Origin of the sequence: Bacillus sp. ISL-34 (genome assembly GCF_018613325.1) — a bacterium.
GTDB lineage: Bacteria > Bacillota > Bacilli > Bacillales > DSM-1321 > Peribacillus.
The window spans coordinates 117,753-135,424 of the sequence record NZ_JAGGQJ010000008.1 but is presented as its reverse complement, the minus strand read 5'-3'; the positions used below and the strand labels follow the sequence as shown (position 1 = coordinate 135,424).

Sequence of the window (17,672 nt, the reverse complement as noted above, 5' to 3'; positions counted from 1 at the left end):
AATATTACCTAGCCCTTATTCCATTCCCCCTTCCTGTTTTCCCCATAAGAAAAAGCTGCCTTAAGACAGCTCTTCAAATAAATCTTTGCTTATATTTACTTTTTCATAACGGGTATCCATATTTCACTTCTAAATGTTGGTGAGGTTATATCTTTATTTTCGTTCCAAAGGATTTCCGGCCCTTCTCTTTGTTCATAGTTGGAGGATGGAAACCATTCGGAATAAATCCGGCCCCATACATTTTGCAGTGTTTCAGGAAAGGGTCCGACTGCTTCGAATACCGCCCATGTAGATGCATCAACTTCAAGCTGTGTTAAGTTATCTGGACACTCCTTCGTTGTTGCTGCGCCGATATAATGATCAAGCTCCCCTTTTTCCTCCAACCTCCCTTCGGAAAAGTTCGCAGATGCACTAAGCAGTCCTAATGGCTCGACATTCGATAGGCTTTTAAGTTCATTTATCGTTTTCTCGTCTAAACTTTGCCACATAGATGCAATCTCTGGATTTACCCCGTTAAAAATGATCGGAACTCTTTTTTTAATTCCAATTATGTGAAATGCCTCTTTTTCCTCAATTCGATAGTTCATTTCACTGCCTCCTTTAATGGATAGTTGGAAGGACATCGGTGGATAGGCTTTAAGTGAATGGCCATTACTTCTCGCTTCTGATGGTGTGATGCCATGCAAATGTTGAAACGCTCTTGCAAACGAGTCTGGTGAGCTATATCCGTACTTTATCGCTAGATCAATGACCCTTAGGTTGTTATCTTTAAGCTCAAACGCTGCAAGTGTAAGTCGTCTTCGGCGGATATACTCGGATAGTGAAATACCTGCAAGGAAGGAAAACATCCTTTTAAAATGATATTCCGAGCAATACGCTAGCCTTGCAACTTCTTTAAAGTCAATTTCGTTCGTAAGATTTTCTTCAATGAATTTAATGGCACCATTCATATTTTTGAGCAAATCCATTCAATGACCTCCCTTATATCAACAGAATAGCAGGAGTTGAAACTAATCATCCGACATTCTGTGCACGATTATGCAGGGTATAAACTTTAGCTAAACTTTTCCGTTAGTTTATGTACAAACCTTCACAATTCTCTTATAGATTTTCAATAATAAAACAATTACTTCCTTTTACAAAAGTAATGAAAATATAAACTCTGTAAGTCATTTTATTATTTCTATTTTTTATAAAGGAGCACCTTCAAAACCAATAGGGCATCCACAGTCTATAAAACGCAGGAATGAAGTTTATTAAATATTCGAATGCTCGACTAAGATGTAAATGCAATTTGATTGTATATTTGCCCCGCCATCTCAATAGATACTTTATAGATTTTTCATCATTCCCGTGCACAATAATTTCTACATCTGCCAATTCTCCAATTTGGCACGTAATTTACGTCATAATATTCATATTTAGAAAGAAAAAGCTTTTCGTTCCTTTAAATTTGGCAACCGCATATTTTGCTTGATTTTAATCAAAATGGCGCATTTAACGAACCGCTGTCATATATCGGTTATATAAATCATCACATTTTTTAAGGCATTCTAAATATAATTGACTGATTTCTGATATAGGACATAGTTTTATATAACTTTCATCTTTTATTATCCTAATTAGTGGCTTCATTTCGTAATAATAACCATAATCTTGGGTTTCCTTATTTAAAATGTTTTTATATCTTTTTAAAATAGTTATATAAGCATCGTCAATTAACCTGTATTCACATTTGGCTCTCTCTTGTTTATAAAACGTATAGATTTCTTTTGCGAAAAATTTACCTTCCGTAAAGAATGAAGAATTTACTGGCGAATAATAATGAAACTGATCTTGATAAGGTCTCTTAATAATCTGCATTCTATGCCAATTTTCAACTTCTTTATACCGAGTTCCTAAAGCTTTATAATTATTTGATATCGTTTTTATTTGGAGATTCGATACATAATGAAAAATGGCAGAATTATTTTCATAGTCAGTAATAGTAGTTATAGAACACCAGCATATATAGTTATTATCTAACTTCCCAATAATGCAGACCTCTTGGTAGGGACTAATGTATATATCAAAAGAAACCTCCTTATCATCTACATTATAATTTGGAACTACACTATTATTTTGCTTGATTAAATTAAACTTTTCCATTTTTATTCCTCTCATATCATTTGTATATTTACTGTACCCCTGCATATAAGTAAGAATTCCTAATTCAGCTAATGCCCCTTTTCACTCCAAGAAAAGAGAAATTCATCATAGCCCCGCACAAGTTAATGAAAATAACCTTATTGTTGAGATGGGGATTTACGGACTTTTTGCATAAATAGCTCTGGATTATCAATCTGATTAAAACCGTATTTTCCCCCAGAACTTTTTTAATTTTCTGTAATTATACTAAACCACCGATTTTTAATCTTTTGAACTAACCTGCCGCGTCAGTCGAAATGATTAAAAGCTGCCTTAAATATAACTCGATCTTCAGTAACGCACCAGTTAGTTAAGTAAGGGTTTAAGGAATTCTTGGAAGAATTTTAATTACAACAAGTATATCTATGTAATTTGGAACAAATATTATACATGTTGCAAATTCAAAGGAGGTGGCTAAAATGAAAGCACAACGAGCAGAAGAAATTGCTTCTTCACCAAATATGGTTAATGTAACCTATAATGAGGAAAGCATATACATCGAGCACGTGGATGAACAAAATGGAACGGCTACAATCCATCCCCTTGATGATCCAAATAAAAAACAAAGTGTTTCTGTAACCAGCTTAAAGGAACAGTAATTTCCTCGATTCAATAATAAACCTCCACTTTCGGGTGGTGGTTTATTGTTCGATTAAGTTCAATTACCACCTTATTTAGTTGTACATCCTGCCCCTTTAATTGAATAGCACAAGCATGCTATTAACTTCGACTTGCTTCACAAAGTTCCTGCTATTCTTCCACAATCCAGCCCAATTGTTGAATTACAGTACTCTTCAACTTTCCGTCCCGATAGTTAATTAAGGATATTTTTTTACATTCAAAAGGCCATCCAATGATGGCCCTTTTTTAAGGTACTGACACAGGAATGTACTATGGAAATGAGGTTGACCGTGTGTAATGTCCAAAGAGTAAGACTGAGACAAGCTTATGGTTTTATAAAGTCCCACGCACTCGTACGTCCTACCTTGCCTACTGATATAAATTGTTCTATTAAAAAAGGTCAACCAGTAAAATAAACTGGCTAACCTTATAATAGAAATGCACCTGTTTTTTGATTGAGTACTGACTTAAAAGTTAAATGATGGAACATACAACGCTTCTATATTGAATTTTAAAACCAACCAGCATCCCCGTTATCATTCATGATTTGGATGAAGGGGATCTCAGGGTTTGATGCCATTATTTATCCGCGCGATTTTCCACCTGAAATATTAACGGTTGTACCTGTAATATAACTAGAACGGTCTGAAGCTAGATAAGTGACCAATTCACCAATTTCATCCAATTTACCAGGTCGTCCAAGTGGTATTGTTTTGCTGTAATCTGATCCAAGACCTTCTACTGTCACTCCACGTGTGTAAGCTAATGCTTCATTATAAGCATCTGTTGTTAAACCTGTTTGTTCATTGATCCCTGGCGCAACACCCACTACGCGGATGTTGAATTTCCCTAGTTCTTTTGCCCAAGAACGGGTAAAGCCATTGACGGCACCTTTTGTTGCCGAATAAACACTTTGTCCAGAAGATCCTTCCATACCTGCCTCAGAAGATATATTAATGATAACGCCTTTATTATTTTTCACCATTACTCTCGCAACTGCCTGAGCACAAAGGTAAGGTCCTTTTTGATTGACGGCAACCATGAAATCAAAATCCTTTTCACTTAACTCATACTGTGGCTTTTCGCCACGGAAATCAACAAGTAAACGTGGTAAGTTTACACCAGCATTATTAACTAAAATATCTACAGTTCCAAATAACTCTGTGGCTTTGGTGACCATATTTTCAACGCTTTCTTTATTGGTAACGTCGCATTGGATATGATAAGTACCATCAGTTTGTTCGCCAGTATTTACATTTAGATCGGAAACAATCACCTTTGTACCATTCTTTACTAAATGTGCTGTAATTTTCGAGCCAATCCCAGAGGCACCACCCGTAACGATTGCCACTTTATTTTCTAGTTGAGGCCATGATTCATTCATTCTTTTTCCTCCTTATTATATATAGAGTCGAGAATCATAGGTTAAATTTAAAAATGAGTAACAAACTCTAAATTATTTTTGTCTTGTTTTAGCTGTGTTAGCTCTCAATGATTCAATTTTCGGGAGAGTTTTGCTCCTTTGAGGAAACATCCCTCTTCTTGCATTCAATTATTCTATATAAATCTTTGACAAGCTTATTTTTTCAAGATTTGAAGAGTTGTCCCTGCTTGCGGCATTTGAATATCTCTTTCTTCAAGATGTATAGTGCCAGGTAATTCTGCCGTTTCAGAACCATTGAATTTTAACGTGATATGTCCAAGTGAACCTAAATTCTTCTTCACCACTTCACCTACAGAGGTAATGGTATATTGATGATTGCCTAAGACGAGAATGTCGTCCTTTTCGATATCACCATTAACTTCATTTACATCAATTAATAGGCAATAATCCGCTAATTCACTCGGGGCATTAGCTCCGAATAGAATGAACATTTTTTCTCCAAGAAAATCAGAGACAGATGGACCAAGTTGGTTAATTTTAGTTTGATAAACTGTCTGCACAAGAAACTCCTCCAATTCTTTGCTTTAAATCATCTATTCAGAATCTATTCTAGTAATTATTCATACAAACCGAAGCTTGCGAGCCAAGCAATGAAAACGGTTGGTGCCCCGGTTAAAAAACGTCCGTACAATACGGAAGGAACTCCGACTTCAATGGTTTCCACTTCTGCCTCTGCTAAACCTAGCCCAACTGGAACAAAATCAGCTCCAGCCTGTGAGTTAATCGCGAAAAGAGCTGGCAAGGCAAGGTGCGGAGGGATATTTCCTTTTCCAATTTCCACTCCAATTAATGTCCCAATGACCTGTGAAATAACAGCTCCCGGTCCCAAGAATGGTGATAATAATGGGAATGAGCAAATTAAAGAGATTAAGAGCAAGCCCGGCAAAGATCCTGCAAATGGTGATAAGTATTGTGCGAACACATCCCCAATTCCAGATGCTTTAATCACCCCGATTAACATGGCCACAAAAGCCATAAACGGTAAAATGGTTTTAATGACAGTATCTATCGTGTCACGGCCAGCCTGATAAAAGACATTGACGATGGAACCCATCGCCATCCCAATGCGTGCTATGACGCCTTTAGGCTTTCTTTGTTCACTAATTTTTTCATCTGCGCTATACTTAGGTTTAGAAATTGTTTTTTCAACTTGTCCGTTAGCATTGTTCACATTGGATGTTGGAGGTGTTGCAGCACCTTCATACAATTCAATGTTTTGAGGCTTTACTCCAGAAACGTAAATGTCCTCGGTAATGTGCATTGCTAACGGGCCACTTTGTCCAGTAGGCATGATATTGATCGTCATGATTCTTTTTTTGGGGTATAAGCCACATCTGAGCGTTCCGCCACAATCAATGATGACACATGCCATTTCATTCTCAGGTACACTCGTTTTAAAACCGTCGACTAATTCAGAGCCTGTTAATTCTGCAATGGTGTCTGCAATATCCGGTCTTGTTCCGCCCGTTACATAAACCACTTTATTTTTTTCTTCTGTCGGTGAAATCACTAATGGCCCGCCAAATCCGCCTTGCCCTGCATTGACGATAATTGACTTGTACTTCGTAACCGTTTGAGTCATTCCTTTCCCCTCCTTAGAGACCCACTGTTTCTTTCAATTTAACGCCTTGCTGTTTAGATACATAATAAGTTGTTAAATCTGTTACCCAACCTCTTAAAAAGTTTGTGAAAATCCCCACCAAGAAGTAGCGAAGGGCAAGTTCTGTTGTTTCAAATCCCAGTGTTGTAATTCCTGCAGCAATTCCCAAGAATACGAACAGCTCTCCTGGATTAACGTGTGGAAAAAGTCCGTTATGCGTGTGGCAGGAATAAGAAGCAGCAGCATAATAGCTTGGTTTGTATTTTTCTGGCAAAAATTTACCAAGTGATAATGTCATTGGATTTGCCAAAGCGAACGTTCCAATTACCGGAAGAACAAAATATCTTGTAAGTGGGTTCTTACTCGATTTCTTCGCGATCCGTTCCACTCTTTCTTCTCCAACCAACCGTATAAGGGCATTCATTGCAACTAAAAGCATGATAAGGAGTGGAACAATACCTGTTACTAAATCGACAAAAGTTTCGGCACCTGCTCTAAATAAATTCATAAAGCCATCTGCTGCATTTGTAAGCCAATCCATTCAATTCACCTCAATAATTCCTATTTTTTTGATAAGAGTAAATCAATCCAGCCTTTCTTAACCTTCAATTCACCTCCTTTAGAGATAATATGATAGCTGTTCAGTGCATCCTCAATGGCTAACCTTGTTAACTTATTTACTTTATTAAAATCCTCTTCACCGAGGTGTAAGAGGTTTTTCCCTTCAAATCCTTTTAAGTTCCTTACTCTTGAAAGCACGGTCACTCCCTGCATTTTGGCGGCTTTCAAAATGTTGTTTTTTCGGTCAATTGCAAACATTACGACAGTGCCTGATTTAAAAAATCCCGTTCTTTTCCCAATCGCGACCCTTCCAAGCTTTCTCAACTCTGCATACCTTTTATTGAAATGCTTGATTTGCAAAAATCCAAAAATGCTTTGAAGAAGCCAAGAAAAACCAATTAATATAATGACATACCATAGCATTTTGATTTCCTCTTTTCATATGAACTGAATCTTACATCTTGTTTCCGTTACAATCAGATAATTACTCCTTAAGATAAGGCAGCTCCATTTTCTTCTATGATTTCAATGATTTCATTTGCCGTTTCCTCAGTGGTGATCAGAGTATTAATGTAACCTCCTCTTAATCCCCCGATAATGGAAGGAGCTTTTTCAACAGACTCTGCAATACCGATTGAGTATGGAATATTTTTTAGTTTTTCCAGCTCAATGGCTATTGTTCGATCAGATAAGTCAGATTGAATCAGGTTTCCATCTATATCATAAAATCGTGAGCAGATATCACCTATGGCACCTTGTTGATTTAAATCTTCAATTTCCCGATTGCCGCAAAAGCCGGCCCAGACTAAATTAGATGATTGGTTTGGGTTCCCAATCCCTACTACCGCAATTGTTAAGTTGTCCCAAAGCTCCGTTATTTTAGTGAAGTAGTGTGATTGAACAATGTCATCCTTTGTTTCTTTTTTTTCCACTACTGCCGCAGCATCAATAAAATAAGAAGTTCCTCCAAAATCTTCCGCAATATTATAAACAATTCTATTGACGTGATGCTTCGTATCCATTGGTCCAGGCCCGCCTACTAAAGGGACAAAATGAGCGTCTTTTTTTCCGGCGTTGGTAAATTCACCGATCAGACTTGCCATTGTGCTTCCCCAGGCACAGCCTACGACATCACCGTCTTTAATAATTCGTTTTAGTAATTCAGCCCCGGCCATCGCTACCACTTTCTTTTTATCCAGTTCGGTGCTGTCTCTTTTTTCAGGAACAATAATTACTTCTTTTAAGCCAAACAACTTTTCCATTCGACGTTCCAATTCAAAAGCTCCATCAATATCGCTGCTAACAGTAATTTTAACTACTCCATCTTCCCTTGCTTTTTTTAAAAGTCTGCTGACGGATGTTCGGTATATACCTAACTCTTTTGAAATGGCACCTTGAGTCATATCTTCTTCATAGTACATTTGCGCAATTTTAACTAAGAGTCTTTTTTCTTCCCTTTTATCCATTTAGTCCCTCACCCTTTTTAATATGCACATTTGTGCAGACACAATCATTTGTGCTTTGTTGAATTTAGTATACGCTTACAAAAATAGCTACGTCAACAAAAAACTGCCTCTTGTGCAAATTTTAAAAAAATTATGTCATTTGTGCTTCTTGTACCAGTTATTATCCATCGAAAAGCAAAAAAAAATGAAGCAGCTTCATTTGATCAGGCTGCTTCATTTCTATAAATCTAACAGTAAGTTGTTAGCATCTGTTTGTAATATCAAATTATTTATACAAAATTATACCAATTAATGGAGAACTCCTTCCTGAAGGTTGCAGATGGGTGCAAAAATATTTTGCTATCGACACACAAAAATTATTCATGCAAAAAAAATTGGCAGTCTATAGTTTCTAAAGCTCTTTTAAAGCTGCGAATTACTTTGAGAAAGAAAGTTGGCGCGATACTTGCATTGTAGATTGATAAAGATTTAAAAACTTAGGAGGTACGCACATATGTCCTTAACCAAAAAGATTTAAAAAAAGAGGAGAATAAAAAACGGATTTGGTTAAAATTTTATTCCACTACTCAGAAAAAGAAGTTTCTGAAAAACTGCGCAAAGTTAATGGTCGATTTATCATTCTAATGGAAAAACAGATTTAAAAAACTTTTTATTGGAGGCCTGTTATGTGGGTAATCACTGTTCATTCAAAGAACAACATTAAAATATATGGGTTTGACTCTGAAAAAGAAGCTAAAGATGCTTTCAGGAGGATGCAAGGTTGTAAAATCCTAACAGAAGTAATTTATTTTAATGATTATGATTTAGTTAACGTATAAAAATTCAGAATTTTTCGCTAATTAGTACCTTGTTCAAAATCGAATCGATATGAAAGTTAATTAAAGGGGAGATATGTTAATGGAAACTAAATACTGTAAAGAATCAAGAGTTATAAGAACAAGTCGGATTTTTCCAAATGATGTAAACAATCATAATACTTTGTTCGGTGGCCGTTTGATGAGTCACTTGGATCAAGTATCCTCAACTTCTGCAGCGCGTCATAGCCGTAGGGAATGTGTAACTGCTTCAACAGATTCAGTTGATTTTTTACATCCAATTCAAACAACAGATGCAGTCTCCTTTGAATCTTATGTAACATGGACAGGCACCTCATCGATGGAGGTTTTCGTTAAAATTATTGCAGAAGACTTAAAAAGCGGTAAACGTAAAATCGCAGCAACTGCACTATTAACTTTTGTGGCACTTGATCAACATAACCGGCCCACACGTGTTCCACAAGTCATTCCTGAAACAGAAGAAGAGCGAAAGTTACATGAAACCGCACCTCATCGAGCAAGAATTCGTAAGGAAAGGAAACAAAACAGTAAGGAATTGGCTGCATTTTTAACTACAAATTATCCCTGGGAACAATATAGTTCATGCTAAGCTTCTTTACGGATAAGGGTAAACCAATCTACGAAAAATAAAAATCAAAATCCTTTGAGCCTTTACTCCCGTGAGCAGAGGCTTTTTTTGACAAGTTTCTTCTATCTATTGATAACGATTAACATTATATTCTTTAATAATTAGTTCGGCGCATTATCCCAACAATTCCACTTAAGGGACATTTCATCACCTTCTTATTCTCTTTAGATGTAGTTGAATGGATTTAACATCCCCTTCCTTAGCTTGTTTAACGTTGAAGTACTTGGAAATTCCACATTCACAAAGGTCTAATCGAATTCAGAGAGGTATACAAGAAGAAGATATAAGGGAAACAAATCATTAATTTGGACGATAATTTATGTATCCCCCCCCCAAAAATTTTAGTTTTTTGAGGGATAGTTTTAAAGTCACATATGTTTACTATTTTTTTCTTTCCTGGGCTTTTAATGCTATTTTTTCAAGTCCATTATTCGCAAATTCTACATCCGTTTTAGGTAAAGCATTATTATTCTTAAATTGCTTATTCTTATTTTTAGACATTTTTTCACCCCCCTGTAGATTGATTTAGTGCTGCTTTGGATACCTCAGGATCCCCGTCAACTTATTGACGAATTCATTCCATCGTTTTTTGCCGGCAACCTTACTATACAACCTGACACTGTGTTAGGCTCAAGTCCTTTTAGTTATTTTCATTAAAAAGTTTTATCTATCCAATCAACACTTTATATCAGCCTTTTATCTTTGAGAAGTAAGCCATTTTATATTTTATTGAATTACCCTAAAAAGCTTATTTCGTTTGTTCCATAAAGAAAAAGCTGCCATAAAGACATCTCCAAGCTTAAGCTAATACACCTGTTAGTTTTATAAAACTTATTGTTGAGTTGACACAAACTGTGAAGGAGGGATTAGAGTGGAGAATATCATTAGAGAAGAGAGAAAAACGCCCTAAAAAAGGCGTTCAATTTAATCATTTTTATTGATTTTACCGTCGTTTCCCTTGTCAATACCAGTAGCGTTATTAAATATTTGTGGAAACAAGTTTAACCCCTGATCCATAGCATTCATTGAATCTGCTTTTTGGCCAAGTTTTTTTGACTTTTCTTGTTTTTTCATTTTTCCGCCTCCTAAAATTAGGATTCGTAGTAAATAAAAAAATATTCCAAAGTAATTTAAATACAGTTCGAATAAACTATGCTACTTGAACTAAACTGCCCCTTTCTGCATAACAAAAGGGTTTACCTCAGCAACCTTCCTTATCGAGGCACCTGTTAGCGAGCATTCGTAAGAAATAATAAATTTACCGGGGGAGTTCTATTAGACATATTGTTGAGTTGGCACAAACTGTACGTCCGTTTAATAAAGAAGTAGTTTAGTGGAAGTAAGGTGATTAATAAAGCTTAGGCTTTTTACTTGGAATATAGTAAAAAAGCAGTGAGGGATTTCACCTCACTGCCCCGTTTCTTTATTTTGTTAAAATCTTCGTGTGTTGTTTTCGAAAATTAATTGAATTATTTTCACTAATAAAAGTTGAACCTAAAAGGAGTGTGCCACCTATAATTTGAACAATTGTCATTTTTTCCTGTAAGATTACAGCCGAAATCAGTATAGCTACAAAAGGATCTACATAGCTTAGCATAGCAATACTTTGTCCCTTTAACTTTAGCATACCAGAAAAAAATAACCAAAAGCCAATACCAGTGTTAACAACGCCTAAGAGTATTATAAAAGGAATGGAAGATCTTGATACTTCCAAGATACCAAATCCCTCAGTGAATAATACATAGGGAAAGAGAAGTAAAGCAGTTGTTCCAAGTTGAATGATTGTAATCTCTAACATGCCCATGTTTCGAATGAATTTATTTAATAACATTAAGGCTGCGTAAAATGCAGCCGCAACTAACCCGAAAAGGATTCCAAGTAGATCATCTTTACCAGAGGCGCTAATGCCGTTTCCAATAATCAATAACATACCTAATATCGCTACACCAATACAAACAATTTTTTTAATTGGTAAAAGCTCCTTAAGTACAAATGGTGAGAGAACCATGACAAACACTGGCGCAAAATAATACCCCAGTGTTGCATTAGCGAGTGTTGTATGATCGTAGGATTGATAAAGAAAAATCCAATTCCCTCCCAATGCAATCGCAGAAAGAAAAAGGGTAGAAGCATTACCTTTCACCAATTTCCATGGAATGGATTTCTTCATAATGAAAAATACAAACACTAAAAATAGACACCCAATTGAACTACTTAAAAAAGCTGTTTCACTCGAAGATAAATCAATGTATTTTACAACTAAACCCATTGTACCGAAAATAATCATTGATAATATAAACTGAATTTTAGATTTCATCGTCTACTCCTTCGAATCTGCGAAACAGCTTATATATTTCGCAGATTCTTAATCTGTTTTATATATAAGCGTATATAAAGGAGTAAACGGTGGTGGTGGTGATGTCGAAACGGGCTTTGTAATGTATGGATTTATAAATGATATTGGCATAATAAGCCTCCTGATTATTCAAATGTAATAATGATTATACATTATAATATTTTTTTTGAATTGAATATTTTTTATAATATTTCTATATTTCTTCATTTTAACATTTGGAAGGTATTTTCTCTTTATTTAATTCACGATGTAATACATCACCCATACGCTTCATACCCTCAATGATTTGGTCTTCAGGCATATTCGAGTAATTTAAACGTAAAGTGTTCTTCTCTTTGCCATTTGGAAAGAATGGAACACCAGGAACACAAGCAACATTATTTTTTAAGCACTCTGTAAATATATGTTTGGAATCTACTCCCACTGGGAGCTCAACCCAAATAAACAACCCACCTTCTGGCTTACTGTAAGACAAATTTTCCGGAAAGAATTCTTTTATGCAATTTAACATTTTTGTACATCTTGCTTTATATACTGCTTTGATTTTTTTAATATGCTCATCCATATCGTAAAGTTCCATATACTTAGCTGTTATCCTTTGAGCAAAGCTGTCAGTATGTAAATCAGCTGTTTGCTTGAAAGCCACGTACTTATCAATAAACGATTGATCTGCACAAATCCATCCAATTCGCATGCCTGGAGTGAAAATTTTAGAGAAAGTGCTCATATAAATTACTCTGTTCTCTGTGTCAAAATGTTTCACTGGCGGGATTCCTTCTCCAGCAAACCTTATAGCTCCATAAGGATTATCTTCTACAATCAGTACATCGTATTGATTAGCAAGTTCGATCATTCTTTTACGTCTTTGAAGTTTTAATGTACGACCTGTAGGGTTCTGGAAATCGGGAATAGTATAGATGAATTTTGCGCTAGGATGCTCTTGCAGTTTCCTCTCCAGCTCTTCCATTATCATCCCATCATTGTCCATAGCTACTTCCACAAAGTTTGCATTGTATGATTTAAATGCATTAATTGCTGCAAGATAGGTTGGGCTTTCACAAATAATAGTATCTCCTTCGTTAATAAATAGTCTTCCAGTAAGATCTATTGCTTGCTGGGACCCTGAAGTGATAAGAATATTGTTAATGGCAGAGTTAATCCCAATGGCTTTCATCCTTTGGCAAATAGCTTCTCTCAACGGACCATAGCCTTCAGTAGTACTATATTGAAGAGAAGCCGCTCCCTCTTCATTCAATACAACATTGCAAGCAACTTTAAGGGCTTCTACAGGAAACAGCTCCGGAGCTGGAAGTCCTCCCGCAAAAGAAATGACTTCTGGCCTTTCTGTTACTTTTAATATCTCACGGGTCTCAGAAGAATTAACTAGACGGGCCCTCTCAGCAAATTTATTTTCCATTTTAAACATTCCTTCCTAAAAATTTCAATATTTCACTAGTTTTATTAGAATATTCAGTCTTTTTGTATCAAGGCTTATTCTAATGACTACTAATCAAAACAACAAACAGGATAAGAGCAATGAAAAAACTAACATAATAGCTAAGTTAATTTTCCAATTAATCAAGTAAACTAAATTCATCATAATATATACACACCTATAACAGTCAACACACTTATATAACAGTGAGTGAAAAGAATAAACCAAATTATAGAAAACACACAATGTCCTAAATATTAAATAAAAAAGGTGAGAATTTAAAAGTTGTCGAATACCGGTTGTATTGGTAGATGGACCAGTTATCCTACTTTTGCTCATCCTCATTTACCCTCTCTTCGTAAAACTGCATCGTTAATTCTCCCTCTTCCAGTGTTATAATGTTTTATTATCTATTGCTTTCTTATCTCAAAAAAATATATAACACTCAACATTCTTATATAACACTCAAAGGAGATATGAACATGCATATTGAAATTCAACGTAACGCTGAGGTTTCACTTTCAAAGCAAATATATCAATCCATTGTGGATCACATCCGTTCAGGACTCCTTCAAGAAGGAATGCAATTACCATCAGTACGTGATTTATCAAACCAACTAGGAGTAAGTTTAGTAACAGTTGTAAAGGGCTACAAAAAATTAGAAGAAGAAAACTTCACCATATCCATCCAAGGAAAGGGAACATTCGTAAACGCAGAAAAAAGAGATATGGTAAATACACGACAAGAGGCTCTCTCTTTTAATTGGCAACTATCTGTTCAAGATTATTTACCTAGATCTCAGTTTGCCCAGTTTCACCATGTCCCTGAGAAAATTCACCTTTCATCCTCTATGATCGATCCAGGGCTTCTCCCTAATCGATATTTGGAGCAAGAGGTACACCAAATGCTTTCAGAAAATCCAAAGATTTTGTCTCAATATGGAAACATTCAAGGTGATGAACAACTTAGAAACGCAATGTACGAGTATTTAAAAAGGCTTGAAGTTCCTACTGCACCAGACAATATTATAGTTACGAGTGGTTCACAACAAGGAATAGATCTTATCGCACGCACATTTGTTGGACCAGGTGATGTAGTGGTAATGGAAGCCCCTACTTATCCAGGAGCTATTGATGTTTTTAGAGGAAGAGGGGCTACAATACTCACCGTTCCTGTCGATGATAGTGGAATAAGAGTAGATATCCTTCAAAATTTATGTGACAAGTATAAACCAAAAATCATTTATACAATTCCTACTTTTCATAATCCAACAGGCGCTGTTATGACGTTAAAACGACGTAGACAGATGCTGGATATAGCTCAAAGTATCCAATGCATTATAGTTGAAGACGATCCATGTAGCGAAATTTACTTTGATAAAAAACCACCGGCTTCCATTAAAAGTATGGATCAGTACGGCCATGTCGTTTATTTGAAAAGCTTAACCAAGACTCTAGCTCCGGGTTGTAGAATTGGAATATTAGCTGCTTCTGGATCTATATTCAAACGTCTACTGGCAGCAAAAGCGAATACTGACTTAGGGAGTCCATTGCTAACACAAAAGGCCATATTACCATTTATAAAATCTCAAAGAATGATTGATCATACTAAAAAATTAAGAACTGCTCTGAAGATCAGACGTGATTTAGTTCTTGAGTTGCTTTCTCAACATGCACCTTCCGAAATATCGTGGGTAATTCCTAAAGGAGGGTTAAACTTGTGGCTCACACTTCCATCCTGGATGGATACTAACCACCTTCTATTAGAAGCAAAAAAACAACAGGTAACATTCTTACCTGGGTCAGCATGTTACCCTGCAGATCAAGAAAATCAACACTTACGAGTAAGTTACTCTTATATGAATGAACAGCTATTACGCCAAGGGATTACAATATTATGTAACATTTTACAATCCGAAATTTCATCAAAAACAGTGTATAACGACTCACCAAATTTTTGATGCGTATCAGAATTTGGTGACAACAGTTAAATGAGTAACCCGATTTCACTATGATCATGTAGTAAAGTCGGGCTTTTTATAATGAGTATTTTCTGAACGTTGCAGGTTCTCTTTTCCTGTTGCCCCCCATCTAACAATGGATAATCAATTTCATCCCTTCTTGAACTTTCCTGCCCCGTTAGTTCCATAATAAGAGGCTTTTGCAGCTACCATTGTCCATCCAGAAGCGTAACAAAAAAAGCCAACATCAAATGTTGACTTAAAATATATATCGACAATCGTATATCCTATTACTTCTAATTCAATACTGGAATTCCAAGCAATCTTTTTACATTAATTAATATTACTTATATATTTCATTTTCCAATATTATCACTTTTTCCGCATTCGCTGCTTTCCCTATTTGCTTCGTATTTTCAACCAACCGAAAAATATTATCACAGCATTGTTTGGCACCTATAACTAATAATGGTACACCTATAAAATCAATTTTTAATTCTCTTGATAAATATCCCCCTATAGACATAGCAATAGGTACAGTTGGTGATGTATGGGAGAATACTATTTTTTCGTTAAAATGAAATTTCTCTTCCAGTAGTAAAGTCAATTCTTTTAATGCTGGAACCACAAGTTTTTCTCTTTTATGTCCAATTGTATAAACTGAGTTGCCATCTTCATCTGTCCCGCGTAAAATTAGCTTTCCAAAATCTTCTTTCGTTAATTTATTAAAATATTTTACATTTAATATTTCTTCCGAAGTTAGTTTTCTTTCCGATTGAGGTAATTGTTTTAAATGATATGCGGCAGCCAAAGACGTGGTATGTGTACCCCCATAATCATTATAGATATACATCATGATATCATCCCTAATAGTTTTATTTAATACTATTATGGTCATATATTCCATTTCCAATTCGGTTGATTATTTTAAGCTTTTATTACACTTTATGTGGCAAATGCTACATGCTCACCGCTAAAACTAACTGCCCCGTTAGTTTCATAAACAGAATACATATATACCACATATTTTAGGGAAATATATCGAATTTAGTCATGTTCTCTTGATTCACATAATTAGATTATAAGTCCTGGAATCATCAAGACCTAAATCATAATGAGGGTTAAAAAATAAAAGAGTACACCTATTTATCATGAATGATAAGTGCACTCTTTCATTGTCTTTATTATTTATAAGCTCCCCTTTAGTGTCTGGGGTATGTATAAGGCAGCAAAGCCTCTGATTCCATGCGGGGATTTTTTTAGTAAAAATGACGAAGCTTCCCCATCCTAGAGATGGAACATAAAATTTAGCAGCTTATCATTGATTGGTTCTTTTTTAATCGGGGCAGGCAATACCGTGTTCCTGATATCAGCGACCGTTTTAAGATCAAAGGATTCTATTGCTTCTCCTTCTTGGTTCATGATTGAGAGAATTCCATCATTACTCGTTCTTAGACTAGGTTCATCACTGATTAAATGAGTATAGTATAAGTCTTCGTTCAGCGTGTAGGAATTAGAGTAGTCCGCTGAATAAAGTTTGCTTTTTTTATCAATTTTACCTGATTTAAAGTTTTCAAAGCCATAGCTGAATAAAAGCTCAGTGTCAGAGTAGGCCACCTTGTCTGAAGGAGCTTTTAGAGTGACGGCAATCAAGTCCTGTTCTCCCCTAGTGGCAGTAGAAATCAGGGTGTAACCGGACTTACTGACGAAACCGGTTTTTCCGCCGGTTATTCCCGTATAGGGGAGTTCGCCTTTTAACATTTTATGATGGGTAACGAGAGTTGTGTCCCATGTTTCAACTTCCCATGGTAACTCCTTCTTCCCAAAATACTCACGGAAAGTTTCATTTTTCATTGCATATTGGGTAATTTTTGCAAGGTCACGGGCTGTAGTTACATGGTTTTTATCAAACAATCCATGGGGGTTCGTAAAATGAGTATCGGTGACGTTTACTTCTTTTCTTAAATACTCATTCAAATCTTCCATGAACAGTTTTTCACTACCAGACATATGCTCGGCAATTGCGATGGCTGCATCATTTCCGGAGTTGATTAGCATTCCTGCGATTAATTTGGAAAGCTCTATTTCCTCCCCAGGTTCAATAAATACCGAAGACCCGTCTGCCTCCGCTGCTTTTTTGCTTACAGTCACTAGTTCGTTCATATCCCCGTGTTCTATAGCATATATAGCAGTGGCAACTTTCGTTAGACTGGCTGGATACATACTTTTATTCATATTTTTTTCGTATAATACATTCCCACTTTTCGCATCGATAATGATCCCTGCTTCACTATTGAGAGGTAAGTCAGATTCTGCACTTACAGTCGTAGAGACGAAGGGGACTAAAGCCAAAATGATGATGAAGAAAAACTTTTTCATATGCCTCTCCTTTAATGCTAGTAAAGTTCTATATAGTCATAATAAAATAAATCCGAAAGTTAAAAGATGTTTTATTGAAAGTGAAATACAAAAGTAATTACCCTTTAATAATTTTGGAAACATTTCGGTTAATGACCTTCATTTTCTTTCCTGAAATAACTTTAAAAGGGGTATTGCCCTTTTAGTGGGAGTATTCTT

The 17,672-nt window shown here is 35.8% G+C and carries 17 protein-coding genes; 4 read left to right on the top strand and 13 right to left on the bottom strand.

What is annotated here, in order from left to right; all coding sequences use genetic code 11:
• Positions 1–95: 95 nt before the first annotated feature.
• Positions 96–968: an AraC family transcriptional regulator gene (locus J7E52_RS08665; protein WP_214744999.1), complete on the bottom strand. Its 873-nt coding sequence runs from the start codon at positions 966–968 to the stop codon at positions 96–98.
• 529 nt (positions 969–1,497) lie between these two features.
• Positions 1,498–2,148, bottom strand: coding sequence for a hypothetical protein (locus J7E52_RS08660; RefSeq protein ID WP_214744997.1), 651 nt, complete (start codon positions 2,146–2,148; stop codon positions 1,498–1,500).
• 458 nt (positions 2,149–2,606) lie between these two features.
• On the opposite strand from J7E52_RS08660, the gene J7E52_RS08655 reads away from it, so the two are divergent.
• Positions 2,607–2,786, top strand: coding sequence for a small acid-soluble spore protein H (locus J7E52_RS08655; RefSeq protein ID WP_101223203.1), 180 nt, complete (start codon positions 2,607–2,609; stop codon positions 2,784–2,786).
• A gap of 605 nt (positions 2,787–3,391) precedes the next feature.
• Here the strand turns inward: J7E52_RS08655 and J7E52_RS08650 are convergent.
• From J7E52_RS08650 to J7E52_RS08625, 6 genes are all read right to left on the bottom strand, one after another.
• Positions 3,392–4,192 carry an SDR family oxidoreductase gene (locus tag J7E52_RS08650; RefSeq protein WP_214744995.1) on the bottom strand — a complete coding sequence of 267 codons (801 nt, stop codon included), beginning with the start codon at positions 4,190–4,192 and terminating at the stop codon, positions 3,392–3,394.
• Between the two features lie 194 nt (positions 4,193–4,386).
• Positions 4,387–4,752 (bottom strand): PTS glucitol/sorbitol transporter subunit IIA, encoded by a 366-nt coding sequence (locus tag J7E52_RS08645; RefSeq protein WP_214744993.1) that lies wholly within the window; start codon positions 4,750–4,752, stop codon positions 4,387–4,389.
• Positions 4,753–4,808: 56 nt separating this feature from the next.
• Positions 4,809–5,834, bottom strand: a complete 1,026-nt coding sequence (srlE, locus tag J7E52_RS08640) for a PTS glucitol/sorbitol transporter subunit IIB (protein WP_214744991.1) — start codon at positions 5,832–5,834, stop codon at positions 4,809–4,811.
• Positions 5,835–5,847: 13 nt separating this feature from the next.
• A complete protein-coding gene (gene srlA, locus J7E52_RS08635; RefSeq protein ID WP_214744989.1) occupies positions 5,848–6,393 on the bottom strand; it encodes a PTS glucitol/sorbitol transporter subunit IIC in 546 nt (181 codons plus the stop codon).
• 20 nt (positions 6,394–6,413) lie between these two features.
• Entirely contained in the window at positions 6,414–6,836 is a 423-nt protein-coding gene (locus J7E52_RS08630; RefSeq protein WP_214744987.1) for a transcriptional regulator GutM, read from the bottom strand.
• 68 nt (positions 6,837–6,904) lie between these two features.
• On the bottom strand, positions 6,905–7,879 hold the full coding sequence (locus J7E52_RS08625) for a sugar-binding transcriptional regulator (RefSeq protein WP_214744985.1): 975 nt from the start codon (positions 7,877–7,879) through the stop codon (positions 6,905–6,907).
• Between the two features lie 665 nt (positions 7,880–8,544).
• Between J7E52_RS08625 and J7E52_RS08620 the strand changes: the two genes are divergently transcribed.
• Both J7E52_RS08620 and J7E52_RS08615 read left to right on the top strand, forming a co-directional pair.
• On the top strand, positions 8,545–8,697 hold the full coding sequence (locus J7E52_RS08620) for a TBP family protein (RefSeq protein WP_214744983.1): 153 nt from the start codon (positions 8,545–8,547) through the stop codon (positions 8,695–8,697).
• 79 nt (positions 8,698–8,776) lie between these two features.
• Entirely contained in the window at positions 8,777–9,304 is a 528-nt protein-coding gene (locus J7E52_RS08615; RefSeq protein WP_214744981.1) for an acyl-CoA thioesterase, read from the top strand.
• Between the two features lie 963 nt (positions 9,305–10,267).
• Here the strand turns inward: J7E52_RS08615 and J7E52_RS08610 are convergent.
• The 3 genes from J7E52_RS08610 to J7E52_RS08600 all read right to left on the bottom strand — a co-directional run bounded on the left by J7E52_RS08610 (position 10,268) and on the right by J7E52_RS08600 (position 13,116).
• Entirely contained in the window at positions 10,268–10,417 is a 150-nt protein-coding gene (locus tag J7E52_RS08610) for a hypothetical protein (RefSeq protein ID WP_214744979.1), read from the bottom strand.
• A gap of 349 nt (positions 10,418–10,766) precedes the next feature.
• The gene (locus J7E52_RS08605; protein WP_214744978.1) at positions 10,767–11,660 is read right to left on the bottom strand and encodes a DMT family transporter; all 894 of its coding nucleotides are present in this window, start codon (positions 11,658–11,660) and stop codon (positions 10,767–10,769) included.
• 247 nt (positions 11,661–11,907) lie between these two features.
• On the bottom strand, positions 11,908–13,116 hold the full coding sequence (locus tag J7E52_RS08600; protein WP_214745090.1) for an aminotransferase-like domain-containing protein: 1,209 nt from the start codon (positions 13,114–13,116) through the stop codon (positions 11,908–11,910).
• A 500-nt stretch (positions 13,117–13,616) separates the two neighbouring features.
• On the opposite strand from J7E52_RS08600, the gene pdxR reads away from it, so the two are divergent.
• Positions 13,617–15,095, top strand: coding sequence for a MocR-like pyridoxine biosynthesis transcription factor PdxR (gene pdxR / locus J7E52_RS08595; protein WP_214744976.1), 1,479 nt, complete (start codon positions 13,617–13,619; stop codon positions 15,093–15,095).
• Positions 15,096–15,438: 343 nt separating this feature from the next.
• Here pdxR and J7E52_RS08590 read toward each other — a convergent pair whose 3' ends face one another.
• Together J7E52_RS08590 and J7E52_RS08585 are read right to left on the bottom strand one after the other, a co-directional pair.
• Positions 15,439–15,951, bottom strand: a complete 513-nt coding sequence (locus tag J7E52_RS08590) for a DUF3189 family protein (RefSeq protein WP_214745088.1) — start codon at positions 15,949–15,951, stop codon at positions 15,439–15,441.
• A 431-nt stretch (positions 15,952–16,382) separates the two neighbouring features.
• Positions 16,383–17,474 carry a D-alanyl-D-alanine carboxypeptidase family protein gene (locus J7E52_RS08585; protein ID WP_214744974.1) on the bottom strand — a complete coding sequence of 364 codons (1,092 nt, stop codon included), beginning with the start codon at positions 17,472–17,474 and terminating at the stop codon, positions 16,383–16,385.
• Positions 17,475–17,672: the final 198 nt, after the last annotated feature.

Coding starts and splice junctions, on each gene's coding strand:
- J7E52_RS08665 (WP_214744999.1), bottom strand. CDS start 968: ATGGATTTGCTCAAAAATATGAATGGTGCCATTAAATTCATTGAAGAA.
- J7E52_RS08660 (WP_214744997.1), bottom strand. CDS start 2,148: ATGGAAAAGTTTAATTTAATCAAGCAAAATAATAGTGTAGTTCCAAAT.
- J7E52_RS08655 (WP_101223203.1), top strand. CDS start 2,607: ATGAAAGCACAACGAGCAGAAGAAATTGCTTCTTCACCAAATATGGTT.
- J7E52_RS08650 (WP_214744995.1), bottom strand. CDS start 4,192: ATGAATGAATCATGGCCTCAACTAGAAAATAAAGTGGCAATCGTTACG.
- srlE (WP_214744991.1), bottom strand. CDS start 5,834: ATGACTCAAACGGTTACGAAGTACAAGTCAATTATCGTCAATGCAGGG.
- srlA (WP_214744989.1), bottom strand. CDS start 6,393: ATGGATTGGCTTACAAATGCAGCAGATGGCTTTATGAATTTATTTAGA.
- J7E52_RS08630 (WP_214744987.1), bottom strand. CDS start 6,836: ATGCTATGGTATGTCATTATATTAATTGGTTTTTCTTGGCTTCTTCAA.
- J7E52_RS08625 (WP_214744985.1), bottom strand. CDS start 7,879: ATGGATAAAAGGGAAGAAAAAAGACTCTTAGTTAAAATTGCGCAAATG.
- J7E52_RS08620 (WP_214744983.1), top strand. CDS start 8,545: ATGTGGGTAATCACTGTTCATTCAAAGAACAACATTAAAATATATGGG.
- J7E52_RS08615 (WP_214744981.1), top strand. CDS start 8,777: ATGGAAACTAAATACTGTAAAGAATCAAGAGTTATAAGAACAAGTCGG.
- J7E52_RS08610 (WP_214744979.1), bottom strand. CDS start 10,417: ATGAAAAAACAAGAAAAGTCAAAAAAACTTGGCCAAAAAGCAGATTCA.
- J7E52_RS08605 (WP_214744978.1), bottom strand. CDS start 11,660: ATGAAATCTAAAATTCAGTTTATATTATCAATGATTATTTTCGGTACA.
- J7E52_RS08600 (WP_214745090.1), bottom strand. CDS start 13,116: ATGGAAAATAAATTTGCTGAGAGGGCCCGTCTAGTTAATTCTTCTGAG.
- pdxR (WP_214744976.1), top strand. CDS start 13,617: ATGCATATTGAAATTCAACGTAACGCTGAGGTTTCACTTTCAAAGCAA.
- J7E52_RS08590 (WP_214745088.1), bottom strand. CDS start 15,951: ATGATGTATATCTATAATGATTATGGGGGTACACATACCACGTCTTTG.
- J7E52_RS08585 (WP_214744974.1), bottom strand. CDS start 17,474: ATGAAAAAGTTTTTCTTCATCATCATTTTGGCTTTAGTCCCCTTCGTC.